General features: G+C 47.7%; 14 protein-coding genes and 1 tRNA gene. 12 read left to right on the forward strand and 3 right to left on the reverse strand.

Annotation, left to right across the window (positions count from 1 at the left end; all coding sequences use genetic code 11):
- Positions 1–86: 86 nt before the first annotated feature.
- Positions 87–371, forward strand: a complete 285-nt coding sequence (rplY, locus tag EH207_RS10575; RefSeq protein ID WP_137713973.1) for a 50S ribosomal protein L25 — start codon at positions 87–89, stop codon at positions 369–371.
- A 125-nt stretch (positions 372–496) separates the two neighbouring features.
- On the opposite strand, the gene yejK is transcribed toward rplY, so the two are convergent.
- Positions 497–1,507 carry a nucleoid-associated protein YejK gene (yejK, locus tag EH207_RS10580; protein WP_137713974.1) on the reverse strand — a complete coding sequence of 337 codons (1,011 nt, stop codon included), beginning with the start codon at positions 1,505–1,507 and terminating at the stop codon, positions 497–499.
- A gap of 185 nt (positions 1,508–1,692) precedes the next feature.
- On the opposite strand from yejK, the gene EH207_RS10585 reads away from it, so the two are divergent.
- The 5 genes from EH207_RS10585 (at position 1,693) to EH207_RS10615 (ending at position 5,701) form a co-directional block, all read left to right on the forward strand.
- Positions 1,693–1,923 (forward strand): YejL family protein, encoded by a 231-nt coding sequence (locus EH207_RS10585; RefSeq protein WP_137713975.1) that lies wholly within the window; start codon positions 1,693–1,695, stop codon positions 1,921–1,923.
- 14 nt (positions 1,924–1,937) lie between these two features.
- On the forward strand, positions 1,938–3,677 hold the full coding sequence (gene yejM, locus EH207_RS10590) for an LPS biosynthesis-modulating metalloenzyme YejM (protein ID WP_137713976.1): 1,740 nt from the start codon (positions 1,938–1,940) through the stop codon (positions 3,675–3,677).
- 78 nt (positions 3,678–3,755) lie between these two features.
- A tRNA-Pro gene (locus tag EH207_RS10595) sits at positions 3,756–3,832 on the forward strand.
- Between the two features lie 302 nt (positions 3,833–4,134).
- A complete protein-coding gene (locus tag EH207_RS10600; RefSeq protein ID WP_137713977.1) occupies positions 4,135–4,380 on the forward strand; it encodes a CopG family ribbon-helix-helix protein in 246 nt (81 codons plus the stop codon).
- A gap of 886 nt (positions 4,381–5,266) precedes the next feature.
- Complete coding sequence (locus tag EH207_RS10615; protein ID WP_137713978.1) at positions 5,267–5,701, forward strand: type II toxin-antitoxin system HicB family antitoxin; 435 nt, start codon at positions 5,267–5,269, stop codon at positions 5,699–5,701.
- 290 nt (positions 5,702–5,991) lie between these two features.
- Here the strand turns inward: EH207_RS10615 and EH207_RS10620 are convergent, their stop codons facing one another.
- The gene (locus EH207_RS10620; protein WP_137713979.1) at positions 5,992–6,528 is read right to left on the reverse strand and encodes a rhodanese family protein; all 537 of its coding nucleotides are present in this window, start codon (positions 6,526–6,528) and stop codon (positions 5,992–5,994) included.
- Positions 6,529–6,746: 218 nt separating this feature from the next.
- Here EH207_RS10620 and EH207_RS10625 point away from each other — a divergent pair, with 218 nt between their 5' ends.
- Positions 6,747–8,165 (forward strand): EmmdR/YeeO family multidrug/toxin efflux MATE transporter, encoded by a 1,419-nt coding sequence (locus tag EH207_RS10625; protein ID WP_137713980.1) that lies wholly within the window; start codon positions 6,747–6,749, stop codon positions 8,163–8,165.
- Between the two features lie 117 nt (positions 8,166–8,282).
- On the opposite strand, the gene ompX is transcribed toward EH207_RS10625, so the two are convergent.
- Positions 8,283–8,798 (reverse strand): outer membrane protein OmpX, encoded by a 516-nt coding sequence (gene ompX, locus EH207_RS10630; RefSeq protein ID WP_137713981.1) that lies wholly within the window; start codon positions 8,796–8,798, stop codon positions 8,283–8,285.
- A gap of 391 nt (positions 8,799–9,189) precedes the next feature.
- On the opposite strand from ompX, the gene rhtA reads away from it, so the two are divergent.
- The 5 genes from rhtA to glnQ all read left to right on the forward strand — a co-directional run bounded on the left by rhtA (position 9,190) and on the right by glnQ (position 13,743).
- A complete protein-coding gene (rhtA, locus tag EH207_RS10635; RefSeq protein ID WP_137715326.1) occupies positions 9,190–10,080 on the forward strand; it encodes a threonine/homoserine exporter RhtA in 891 nt (296 codons plus the stop codon).
- A 391-nt stretch (positions 10,081–10,471) separates the two neighbouring features.
- Entirely contained in the window at positions 10,472–10,975 is a 504-nt protein-coding gene (gene dps, locus EH207_RS10640) for a DNA starvation/stationary phase protection protein Dps (protein WP_137713982.1), read from the forward strand.
- A gap of 427 nt (positions 10,976–11,402) precedes the next feature.
- A complete protein-coding gene (gene glnH / locus EH207_RS10645; protein ID WP_137713983.1) occupies positions 11,403–12,152 on the forward strand; it encodes a glutamine ABC transporter substrate-binding protein GlnH in 750 nt (249 codons plus the stop codon).
- A 212-nt stretch (positions 12,153–12,364) separates the two neighbouring features.
- Positions 12,365–13,024 (forward strand): glutamine ABC transporter permease GlnP, encoded by a 660-nt coding sequence (glnP, locus tag EH207_RS10650; RefSeq protein WP_137713984.1) that lies wholly within the window; start codon positions 12,365–12,367, stop codon positions 13,022–13,024.
- Positions 13,021–13,743: a glutamine ABC transporter ATP-binding protein GlnQ gene (gene glnQ / locus EH207_RS10655; RefSeq protein WP_137713985.1), complete on the forward strand. Its 723-nt coding sequence runs from the start codon at positions 13,021–13,023 to the stop codon at positions 13,741–13,743. The genes glnP and glnQ overlap by 4 nt, the downstream gene beginning before the upstream one ends.

The following is a 13,743-nucleotide window of genomic DNA, read 5'->3' on the forward strand; positions in this document are numbered from 1 at the left end:
GCCCGCTTTTGTACCGCAAAAGCTGAACAATCCGACTTGCTGCTGGGTCGCCTGTAGCAGGGTTACTTTCTTGAGTAGAGAAAAAAATGATTACTATCAAAGCAGAAGCACGTAAAGAGCAGGGTAAGGGTGCGAGCCGCCGCCTGCGTACCGCTGGCAAATTCCCAGCCATCGTTTATGGTGGTTCAGAAGCGCCGGTTGCCATCGAACTGGATCACGACACCGTTAAAAACCAGGAACTGAAAGACGGTTTCTACGGCGAAACCATTATCCTGTCTATCGATGGCCAAGAAGTTCAGGTCAAAGTTCAGGCTGTACAGCGTCACGTGTTCAAGCCAAAACTGACTCATATCGACTTCATTCGCGTTTAATCACGCGGAAGTCAATCCGGGACGCCGGGAAAAACGCCGCTTTTGCGGCGTTTTTTTATGCGGGACGCCGCTAGCGACGTTGAACATCTTTTACCGCGTTTTCTATGATGGGCAAACCTGCCCGCCTACTGATCACCCCCCGTTAAACGGCGCTGTAACTGATCGCGCAGATTAGGCGGCGTCCCTTTGATCGTCAGCGTATCGGTTGCCGGGTCCCAAAAGATCCGCTCGCCCAATAATAACGCATCAAAATTCAGGCTGATTCCCCCGCCGCTGCCGGCAAATTTAGTCAATTGACGCAATGTACTGCGGTCGGCAGGGAAACGGTCTTCCAGCTCATAGCCTTGTTCCGTCGAAAACTGCTGAAAGGATTTGTCGCCCAACGGCGGCAGTTCCTGCGACAGCGCGGCCAGTTCGATTTCGTCACCCGACTGCAACTGCTCGTTACAGTAGCTATACACCTGTTGACGATAATTCTGACGCTCATTCTTATCCAGTTGCGCATCATCGCAATACTCATCAACCGCTTTCAGCAAGCCACGGTTTTGCGCTTTGGTATCCAGCCCTTCCGCCGCGGCCAGAAAATCCATAAAAAAATCAGAAACCTTTCGCCCCACCCGCCCTTTAAGGAACGTCAGGTAGCGTGTTGACTGGGGATTGGTTTCCCATTCGGTTAAATCGATGCGCGCCACGATGTCCGCATGACTGATGTCCAGATAATGCGTACTGCTGATATCCAACTGCTCATTAACACGCATGCTGTTGCAGCTATTGAGCACCGCGACCAGCAGATATTCCACGGCCAGATAACGGTACTGGCAAAACAGCACGACACCGCCTTCAGCAAACGGGTATTTGGCCAGTTCATCACGCAAACGTGCGGTGGCCGCCCGCGTAAACCCCAGAAAGTCCTCATCCCCTTTACGGCAAGCGCTGAGCGCATCCGCCAGTTCGCTTTGCTCATTAAACAGACCGTAAGCTTTACTTTTGGCGCTATAGACGCGATGCAATTCAGCCATCATTTCTTCTACTGTCGCATTGGCTGACAGCAGGGAATCACGCAACACCATTTCCAGTGTTTGTTCATCACGTTTAATCAACTGATGCAGGGCAATCTGGTCGATATCCAGACTCATGATAAACTCTCCTTTTGGCAAGGTGCGTATTCAAACACCGAAGCGGTAGGGCTGCAACTGAAAAGCCATCCCATACTCTGTAATAAATGCACTGGCAGCCTAAAATGATAAATGATAAAAGAGCGGAAAAGGATGAGTCGATACGGTAAGATATGCGACTTTAACAGCTTGAGAAGCGCCATTTTATGCCACAGTCATCCCGTTATAGTGACGAACACGTTGAACAACTGCTTTCTGAGATGGTCAATGTTCTGGAAAAGCACCATGCTCCAACCGATCTCGCTTTGATGGTGCTGGGCAATATGGTGACTAACCTGATCAATACCAGCGTCGCACCTGCTCAACGTCAGGTTCTGGCCCGTTCTTTCGCCGAAGCACTACAGGCTTCGATTAAAAAAGCAGATAAAGCTCACTAATTTTTGACCAACTTATGGTAACCAACCGCCAGCGCTACCGCGAAAAAGTTTCCCAGATGATCAGTTGGGGACACTGGTTCGCCTTGTTTAATATTGTGCTCAGCCTAGGGCTGGGTAGCCGCTATCTGTTTGTTGTTGACTGGCCTTCCTCTCTGTTTGGCCGCATTTACGCACTGGTAAGCTGGCTGGGGCATTTCAGTTTTATTGGCTTTGCCGCTTACCTACTGATCATTTTCCCCTTGACCTTTATCGTTCTGTCACAGCGTCTGATGCGGTTTCTTTCCGCTGCGCTGGCCACCGCCGGCCTGACGTTGCTGCTGGTCGATATTGAGGTTTTCACTCGTTTCCATCTCCATCTCAATACGACCGTTTGGCAATTGGTCATCAACCCCGACCAAAGCGAACTGGCGCGTGACTGGCAGTTGATGTTCATCGGTATTCCGCTGATTTTCATGGTGCAAATGCTGTTTGGCACCTGGTGCTGGCAAAAGCTGCGCAGCCTGAATCGCCGCAGTTTTGGCAAACCTCTGGCGGGGGTGTTTATTTCAGCGTTCTTTGCCTCACACCTGATGTATATCTGGGCGGATGCCAATTTCTATCGCCCGATTACCATGCAGCGCGCCAACCTGCCGCTCTCTTATCCCATGACGGCGCGCCGCTTTTTGGAAAAGCATGGCTTGCTGGATGCGCAGGAATATCAGCGCCGACTATCGCAGCAAGGCAATCCTGAAGCGATGACCGTGGAATATCCGTTGAATGACATTAGGTTCCGTGATGGCGGCAGTGGTTATAACTTACTGATGATTGTCATCAATAATGCACAGATCAGCGACATGCCCAATCTGTCGCGCTTCGCGGAGCAAAATATCCGTTTCAGCGATCACTATGACTCCGGTACACGGCCAAACGCCGGATTGTTTAACCTTTTTTATGGTATTTCAACAACCTACATGGATGGGGTGTTAGTTGCCCGCAAACCTTCAGCGCTGATGACCGCGTTGAATCAACAGGGCTACCAGTTTGGTCTGTTCTCTTCCAATGGCTTCAACAATGTTCTTTACCGCCAAGCGTTGCTGTCCGACTTCTCACTGCCTGCGCCACAGGAACAGAGCGATGAAACAATCATCACGCAATGGCGAAACTGGTTAAACCGTGATAACAGTGTCGCGCCCTGGTTCTCCTATGTTGAGTTGAACAGTGCCGGTTCAGCCGATGACGCCAGCAGCCTGGTTTCAACGCCTGGAAAATCACAGCGCATTCAGAATGTTGACCAGCAAATCGGCAAAATCATCAGCACGCTACAAGAAAAAAATGAACTGGAAAAAACGGTTGTTGTGATCACCATGCAAAATTATCGTCCAGACGATGACAACAAAATGGTTTTCCGTCGCTCGCAGTGGCAAATACCTCTCATCGTTCATTGGCCGGACACTCCCGCCCAGACGATTACTAAAATGACGGATCAGAAAGACGTGATGGCCACGCTGATGCAGCGTTTACTCCACGTTAGAAATTCCACAGATGACTACTCTCAGGGCGAGGATCTGTTTGCCGCCCAACGGCGCAATAACTGGCTGGCGAATGGTAACGGCAGCGCGTTGATGATCGTTACCCCGGAACAGATGATCATGTTGGAGAATAACGGGAATTACCGGGCTTACGATCGGGATGGAAATAAACTGAACGATGAAAGGCCCCAGCTCGCCCTGCTCTTACAGGTTCTCACTAACGAAAGGCGCTTTATTGCCAACTAACTGCCTAAATCTAAAGCAGTCGTTTCGTCAGACTATTGCAATAAGGTCAGGAAAAGGTAGTATAAGCGCCCATAGCATCGGCACGTAGCGCAGCCTGGTAGCGCACTGTCATGGGGTGTCAGGGGTCGGAGGTTCAAATCCTCTCGTGCCGACCAAATATATATTCGGTTAGTATCGTTTACTACCGGAAACCCCGCAAGAACCCGCATTCTCACTGAGTTTGCGGGTTTTTTTGTTGTTTGTTATCTATCGGTTTACTACGTTTTCAGCCGAAAAGTTTAGGCATACGATTGGGCATACGGTGCCTGTATGCCTCAACCACGTATGCCTGGCGATAAATCCTGGCACGACAGACATTCTTCTGGGTGTATCAATCACTGGGGGATAAGTCAGCTTGCCTCACTCCCCTCAGATAACCACAATGTATACAAAATACACAATGCAGTGAGGAAGTAGTATGGGTGTCATGTCCGTTCGATTGAATGATGAAACAACCGCGCAACTTGATGCGCTGGCTAAAGCCACAGGGCGCACCCGCTCTTTTCTGGCCGGTCAAGTCATTGATGACTATCTTGCGCGAGAAGTCTGGCAAATTGCAGAGATCGAACAAGCGATCGAAGAAGCCGATGCTGGTGATTTTCTCTCATCAGATGAGATGAGCAACCTGTTTGAAAAGTTAGGTACGGCAAAAGAAGGAAATTAAATGGCTGCGCAAAGCAGCGGCCAATTTGGAAGCCAAGCACCTCTATATTGCGCAACACGATCCACAAGCTGCCCGCCAATTTGTGGATGAAGTTCAGTGAGTAACGGAATTACTCCCGCAACGGCCAGCAATGGGAAGACCTGGCTGTGTGTCAGGACCGCGTGAGCTTGTGTTGACACACTATCCCTACATCACCCCAAACCCAGTGAAAGATAATCTGCTCCAGATTCTACGCGTCTTTCATATTCACAGGCGTTTACCGTCAAAATGGTGAACAGCGAGCCTTCAAAAAAATAAGCCTAAATGGACAGGTGAATATCTTTACTGTCGCACTTTCTGGATTTTACCGAACGTACATCCACCGACCAACAGCCACGCGCCAAGAAAACGATAAAAAACATAACCATCGATCAAGATCGTCCGGTTGGAGCGGGAAACGTGCCGATGCCGGCGCGCTTGTTGGTAACACCAATGCAGTAAAACATGGCGGAAGCAGCCGCCGAGTATTCTTTGCTTTGGCCGGTGATAACGAACAACTCACGCCACTGGTACTACTGCGTGCAAGAAATCTGCTGCTTCGGGAATTACCACCAGCACCAGCATGACGTAAGTTGAGTCAGTAATAAGCAAAATTTATTGATAAAAAAATTGCTTAATCGTAGCCACTCGACTGCGTCGGTAGTGATGTTCCGCTATTGGACTATGAGGGTAAATAAAAGGCATTATAATCAAATAATTATAATATTCACCCCGATATAGCCACTTGCCATCACGAGATTGCCAAACGGAAAATCTCTTCACTGTCAATCAAAAAAACAACATAAATGTTGCATTACATAACTTTCATGCTATTCTGTTATCGATTTCAATAAAACGGAGACGTTATATGTTCACATACCCGGCATCAGTGAGTTTTAATGAAGACTCAGGTCAGTATGAAATTCTTTATCGAGATTTCAAAAATTTAAAATCCATCGCATACGCAGAAGAGGATATAGATCTTGAAGCGGCGAGTTGGTTGACGGGGATTATTGGAGAATACATTGACACAAGGATACCGGTTCCCAAACCGTCGGCGTTGCAGCACAACGAAATACCGGTTCACCTCCCCGTGCTTGTTAATCTGAAAGCGGCTTTGCATAACGCAATGATACAAACCGGTACACGAAAAGCGGATCTGGCTCGTAAGCTTAATCAGAAAGGGCCACAAATAGACCGCTTGTTGGATGTGAGTCATGCGTCAAAAGTTGAAACTCTAGAGCAGGCTTTATATTTACTCGGCTATGAAGTATCCGTTTCTATTGCAAAAGTAGAATCTTAATTTACCGGATATACGTAATAAAAACAGATTAGCCAGTTCAAGATAAATAGACAGACCATTATTTTCAGGCGCTACCCTATTCCCTATAGTAATTATTTTCATAACTATTGGGGACATCACTGCTCGATGTTTAGCACATGCTTTAGTATTATTTAAAATCGTTAAAAGCACCTTAACCGAATGGAAAAACCGTATTCTCATTGCGTCTACGGTTTTTTCATCAGTTAGACAGATTGATATAAAAAAACGATATCCAAATCTGGTGAAAATTCACTCAACACCGTCGCCCATCAGCTTGTAGTGGTGTTGTTCCACGGCATTTTCATCAGTAATTTAGCCATACCGCAATAGCCACTGATACCTGCGAACATGAGTCCTGCGCCGACAAAGGCAGATAGCAGGAAAAAAGCGCTACTCACACCGAAACCCAGCAAAACACCACAAATAATTAACGCACCCGCAGTAATTTGAACTTGTCTCATGATTTCTATCGGCTGCTTGCGGTTCACTTCGGTTGAAAGACCCGATTTTTTCCATGCATTCAGACCACCGTCTATGAGTACGGCCTGCGCAGGGGCAACGGATTCAGCCAGTAAATCCGCATTTTTACCTGAGCGCATACCGGAAAGGCAGTAGAAGATAACCGTTGATGCATCAGGTGCAGGCGATTGGTGTGGTTGAGTGGTTAATAACCCCAAAGGGTATAATCTTGCCTGGGCAATATGTTCACGTGCAAACTCTTCTGGCTGCCGAATATCAATCAGAACAGCGCCTTCATCCAACATCTTCCGGGCATCTAAGGGCGGAACGTAGAGTGGGGTTGACATGGTAATGTACCTCGATTAACGATTAAAGAGGGTTCATAAGCTGCAACATACAATACCTCGCATCCACAAACAAAGATAGCAAGTGTTAGGTAGCATGTTCAATCATGATTGATATTAATTTAGATCCACCTAAATTAATATTAATCACCCATTGTACTGGTGCGTTGACCAGATGACCGTCTCATCGTTTTGTTTTCTAATGAATTCAGCGGGGAAAAATGGGATACCACCAAGATCGTTTTATCAGCAGGCTCAAAGATACAGACTGGTATAAAAAACGGTTTTCAAACCGGGTACTATTCTGGCGTGAAATCGCGCCGCTTGCCTTCCCTATCTTCATTGAAGGGCTGTGCGTGGTTTTGATGGGGATATTCAGCACATTGCTGGTAAGCTGGCTGGGTAAAGAAGCAATGGCGGCCGTGGGTCTGGCAGATAATTTTAACTTGCTTATAATCGCCTTTTTTACTGCCGTGGCATTAGGTACGGCCGTCGTCGTGTCCTTCAGTCTGGGGCAACGAAACAGAAAACAGGCGCGCGCGGCCTCCCGGCAATCCATCTCTCTGCTCGTTCTCGTCTCCTTCCTGCTGGTTGTGCTGGTTCAATTTGCCGGCGAATGGCTTATAGATATGATGGCCGCACAAGCTGAAGAACGCGTCAAAAGTCTCGCGTTAACGTTTCTGCGCTGGACGGTATGGGGTTACCCTGCATTAGCCATCACGTTGGTAGGGTGCGGCGCCTTGCGCGGCGCGGGAAAGGCCAAAATACCGATGGTGATTAACATCGGTATGAACATTCTCAATCTTGCCATCAGTAGCCTGCTGATCTACGGTTGTTTTTCCTGGGATGGTCTTGGGTTTATCGGCGCAGGTCTTGGGATGACGCTTTCCCGTTATATTGGCGCGCTGTGTGTCATCCTGACGCTGATGCACGGTTTTAACGGTGCGTTGAGAATACCGTTTAAATCCTATTTCGCGCCTTTCACCGCCTCAATCTTGTATGAAGTGTTCAGCATTGGTATCCCCGCCAGCATTGAATCCGTTATGTTTAATGTCGGAAAGCTGATCACCCAGCGTTTTGTTGCAGGCATGGGAACCGAAGCCATTGCCGGGAACTTCATTGCCTTTTCAATCACGACGCTGATAAACCTTCCCGGCAACTCGCTGGGCGCCGCCGCAACCATTATTGTCGGTACGCGGTTAGGTAAAGGGCAAATCATGCAGTCTATTCGGCAGTTGAATTATATCTTCTGGCTTTCCAATATCGGACTGTGCATCCTCGCGGTCTTGTCCATCCCCGGCGCGGGCTATTTGGCCTCGCTTTATACCGATGAGCCAGAAGTGATTAGAGTGGTTCAACATCTCATATGGCTCAATGCGCTCTTTATGCCGGTCTGGGCAGCCTCCTGGGTTCTGCCTGCCGGGCTAAAAGGCGCAAAAGACGCCAGCTACACCATGTGGATCGCCATGGGCGGCATGTGGGGTTGTCGTGTTATCGCTGGCTATATACTCGGTGTCATGCTCGGTTTCGGCGTCATTGGCGTTTGGATGGGGATGTTTCTGGACTGGATCATTCGCGGCTTTTTTTACTACCGGCGCATGGAGAGCGGACGTTGGCTGTGGCGTTACCGTTCTCAGTAACCCCGCAGTTCTGAGCGTGAGGATGGACTTACACCGTAAAAAAATCCGCCTCAAGAGACGGATTTTATAGACACATTCACACAACCAACATTACGGGTAAAAACGACACGCACTAAATCAGAAGCGATAACCGACGCCAACAGCCCAGGTGCCGATATCAACACTGCGGATGCGACTTTGCTCGTAACCCACATCCAGCGCGACGTCCTGGATCGGGTTGAACTGTAGGCCGGCGCCGTAGGTGAAGCCGTAGTCGTCATTGCTCTGATGGGAAGAGCCATCCGTAGCGTTGCCCGTGTATTTACCGTGGCCAAAACCAACCACGCCATAGATACTCGCCCAATCATTCAGACGAAAAGCAGGACCGGCGGTAAAGCCCATGTATCGGCCTTTGGTGTAAAGACCATCGTTAGTCTGGCTATCTTCCAGGTAGGTGAAAGAACCAATGACCCCCAGCGGATTATTATTTTGCTCGTAACGATATTTCAGGTTAAAACCTTTTGCTTTATTAACGACGCCTTGAGCGTCACCTTGAGCATAGCCTGCCGATACCGTACTTTGTCCTGCCAGTGCAGAACCTGTTCCAACGGCTAATACACAAGCTAATGCTGAAAGACACGCAATTTTTTTCATAGAGACAGCCTCAAATTTCATTATACGAAAGAACACCTAGCGTCATAAATATAACAAAAAAATTTCAAACTGCCGCCGAGTAAATATATTTCAACCCCTAACCAGGTGTAAAAATTGCTTTCATAATGAAGCTATCATACTAATTATATTAGATTTTCCTATATGACAATAAGATTAAAAATAAATTCCATACCGATATTAAAAACAGATAATTCTTAATTTATGGCACAGTTTTCAGACTAATTATTTCGCACAAATATATACCGATTAAATATAACGTAAACAATAGTAAACAAAAGTAAGATTTAACCGAGTAAATCCTTTATGATTGATTAGTCTCATAATGATGCTTTTTCGTCATTATATTTTTGTTGCTATTAAGGCTTCAAGCATGACCCTATCTTCTCCGCGTGTATCTATATTACTCTCCGTACTGCTGCTCATTGTCTCGATGGTTTCTGTCCAGAGCGGTGCGGCACTAGCCAAGAGCCTGTTCCCGGTGATAGGCGCGCCAGGAATAACCGCATTGCGTCTGGGCATTGGCACGTTGATCCTTTGTGCCATTTTCAAACCCTGGCGGGTGCGTTTTAATAGTAACCGCCTACCGTTGATCGTTTATGGTTTGACGTTGGGAGGAATGAATTTTCTCTTCTACCTTTCACTGCGTACCATTCCTCTCGGCATTGCCGTGGCGCTGGAATTTATTGGTCCGCTTACGGTCGCGATGTCACTGTCACGCAGGTTGATTGACTTTTTATGGGTTATTCTGACGATGCTGGGATTGTGGTTTCTATTACCACTGGGACGCGATACCGGCAATATCGAGATGACCGGCGTGCTTTGCGCGCTTGGTGCAGGCACATGCTGGGCGTTATATATACTTTATGGGAAAAAAGCAGGATTAAATCATGGGTCAGGCACGGTTGCCATCGGTTCACTTATTGCTGCGATAATATTTTGTCCAATCGGGATTATCTATTCGGAACCCGCATTATTTTCTCTCTCAATATTACCACTGGGTATTGCCGTTGCCATTCTTTCCACCGCGCTCCCCTACTCTCTTGAAATGTTGGCATTAACCCGCCTGCCGGCCAGATCTTTTAGCACGCTCATGAGTATGGAGCCAGCGATGGCAGCCATTTCTGGTCTGCTATTTCTCAATGAACATTTGTCTTTTATTCAGTGGATAGCGCTATTGTTTATTATTACCGCTTCCATCGGTACAACCATGACGATAAAAACAGCCACGCCACTGAAAGATAAAAATAATCGTACCGCGTGATCCCTCGCCTCTTCCGGGAAATGTTGCGGAAAAGCATCACTTTACCAACTGAATAGAATCATATGCCTGCATTTCAGTAGACTTTTATTTTATCTGATATTAATTATGCTGTGTTTTTACAAAGTAATTGTTATTTTCGCCTTACGATGGGAATGAAAAGAGAAGGGCTATCGTTTATAAAAGTATAGATAATTTCGATTACAACCCACGCCAATCCCACTCGGGTTGGCGACGCCTTGTGAGCGATGGCGACGGCTGTTAGAAAAACCATAATTTATCTGTCAAAGCGATTCATTTGATAGGCAACTTTTTTCAATATTCTATTTGATTACTGTTATAATTGATCGGGTTATACAGCTAAATGATCAAAATTAAACAAGAGGATTATATTATGCGCACCGCTAAACTAGTAAAATCCGCATCTTCTGAACTTATCTTCACTCGCAACGATTTAGACGATAACGTAAAGTCCTCTACTATCAATCTGTTGAATCAGCTTGTCGTGGACTTTATCGATCTGTCGCTGATCACTAAACAAGCGCACTGGAATATGCGCGGCGCCAACTTCATCGCCGTACATGAGATGCTTGATGGATTCCGTACCGCAATCATCGATCATCAGGATACCCTGGCTGAACGTGTGGTTCAGCTCGGCGGCGTCGCGCTGGGTACAGTACAAATCGTTAACGAACAGACTTCGCTGAAAAGCTATCCGACCGATATTCAACGCGTGCAGGACCATTTGAAAGCGCTGGCGGAACGCTATGCCATCGTCGCCAACAGCGTTCGCAAGGCAATAGCCAAAGTGGAAGACGAAGATACCGCCGATATTCTGACCGCCGCATCACGCGATCTGGACAAATTTCTGTGGTTCATCGAATCCAATATTGAATGACCGTTATCAGGGCTGCTCAGGCAGCCCTTTCGTTATCTTATTTCCGACTCAAAAACATTTCTTCGTCCAGCGTCACATCGTGACTTTGATTACGATTTGACCTGATGCACCATTAACCTCACCATTTTATCTGTTAAAGCGCTCAAAAAATTAGCTTTTGTCCGCAATTATGCAAGATAACGGCAATCAACGGTTGTTTCACCCGCATGAATTAGTTAATCATAACTGCGCGATGATGTTGAATAGAAAACATTCATTTTCAGCAACGCAATTAAATAAAAACAGCCGGTTAAGTAAAACACTTTGTTACTAACTTAATGTTTTTTTACAGGCTTTTATATTTCGTGCGATTAATATTTTCGTACTATTCTTGACCACGCCTGTGAAGCAAAAGGCTTCCACAATGGGTATAAATAGGAAAGAGTTGATGAAATCACTACTTAAAGCTTCTTTGACTGCACTAACGCTAGCGATGAGCATTTCCAGCTACGCCGCAGAAAAAGAACTGATTGTCGCCACTGACACCGCCTTCGTTCCGTTCGAGTTTAAGCAGGGTGCTAAATATGTCGGTTTCGACATCGATCTTTGGGATGCTATCGCCAAACAACTGAATCTGACCTACACCCTGAAACCTATGGATTTCGGCGGTATTATTCCTGCGCTGCAAACCCGCAATGTGGATCTGGCTCTGGCAGGTATCACCATTACCGATGAGCGTAAAAAAGCCATCGACTTTTCTGACGGCTACTACAACAGTGGCCTGCTGGTCATGGTGAAAGCCAACAACAATGAGATCAAAAGCGTCCAAGATCTGACGGGAAAAGTTGTGGCGGTGAAAAGCGGCACGGGCTCCGTTGATTACGCCAAAGCCAATATCAAGACTAAAGATCTGCGCCAGTTCCCGAACATTGACAATGCTTATATGGAATTAGGCACCAACCGTGCTGACGCCGTCCTGCACGATACGCCGAACATCCTCTACTTCATTAAAACTGCCGGTAACAGCCAGTTCAAAGTTGTCGGTGACTCCATTAAGGCACAGCAGTACGGTATCGCATTCCCGAAAAACAGCGATCTGCGCGAAAAAGTGAACGGCGCGCTCAACACGCTGCGAGAAAATGGGACTTATGCTGCGATCTACAAAAAATGGTTTGGCGTAGAACCGACATCTAAATAATTCGTGCGGCAGGACAAAGCGTTAGCTTTTGAATAACGAAAAGCGTTGGCGCTTAACGGGCGAGGCGTTTTCACGCCCCTACTCACGCAGCGATGCAGGGAACCCTGGCGCTTACACCAGTAAGTGGCTGGGATAAGCGAGGAAAGCCAACGCGCATGCCACTCTAAGTATGACGAATATATGTCATTGCCGATTTAATCTGGAGATATTCAATGCAGTTTGACTGGAGCGCCATCTGGCCTTCTCTGCCCCTTCTGTTGGACGGGGCAAAAATGACGTTGCTGATCTCAGTGCTGGGTCTGCTTGGCGGTGTGGTTATCGGTGTGTTCGCGGGCTTTGCCCGCGCTTACGGCGGTTGGTTTTCCAGCCGCATCGCACTGATATTTATTGAACTCATCCGCGGCACGCCGATCGTGGTGCAAGTGATGTTCATCTACTTCGCGTTACCCATGATTCTGACCTCGGTGCGGATCGACCCGTTTGCCGCCGCAGTAGTGACTATCATGATCAATTCAGGCGCCTACATCGCGGAAATTACCCGTGGCTCCGTGTTGTCTATCCATAACGGCTTCCGAGAAGCCGGGTTGGCGTTGGGTTTATCTCGACGCGACACGCTCCGCTATGTTATCGCGCCGCTGGCACTGCGCCGTATGCTGCCGCCGCTGGGTAATCAGTGGATTATCAGCATCAAGGACACCTCATTATTTATTGTGATTGGCGTAGCGGAACTGACCCGCTCCGGTCAGGAAATCATTGCCGGTAATTTCCGCGCCCTGGAGATATGGAGCGCGGTAGCGGTAATTTATCTGTTCATCACGCTGGTACTCAGCTTCATCCTGCGTCGTCTGGAAAGAAGACTTAAAATTATATGATTGAATTTAAAAATGTTTCTAAACACTTCGGTCAGACGAAAGTGTTACACGATATCGATCTGAAAATTAACCCAGGTGAAGTTGTCGTGATTATCGGGCCTTCCGGCTCCGGTAAATCCACGTTGCTGCGCTGCATCAACAAGCTGGAAGAAATCACCAGCGGAGAGCTGGTGGTGGATGGGTTGAATGTTAACGACCCGCATGTTGATGAGCGATTGATTCGCCAGGAAGCCGGCATGGTGTTCCAACAGTTTTATCTGTTTCCGCATCTGACTGCGCTGGAAAATGTGGCGTTCGGCCCTATCCGGGTGCGCGGCGCCAGTAAAAAAGAAGCGGAGGCGCTGGCGAAAACACTGCTGACCAAAGTGGGTTTGTCCGAACGGGCGCACCACTATCCTTCCGAACTCTCCGGCGGACAACAGCAGCGCGTCGCGATTGCACGCGCACTGGCCGTTAAACCCAAGCTGATGCTGTTTGACGAGCCAACATCCGCACTCGACCCTGAACTGCGCCACGAAGTGCTGACGGTGATGAAAGATCTGGCCGAAGAAGGCATGACGATGGTCATTGTCACCCACGAAGTCGGTTTTGCCCACAAAGTCGCTTCACGCCTTATCTTTATTGATAAAGGCCGTATCGCGGAAGATGGCGATCCTGAAACGCTGATCACCAATCCACCCAGCGAACGCCTGCGCGAATTCCTGCAACACGTTTCCTGA

The sequence above is a fragment of the Brenneria rubrifaciens genome, assembly GCF_005484945.1.
GTDB lineage: Bacteria > Pseudomonadota > Gammaproteobacteria > Enterobacterales > Enterobacteriaceae > Brenneria > Brenneria rubrifaciens.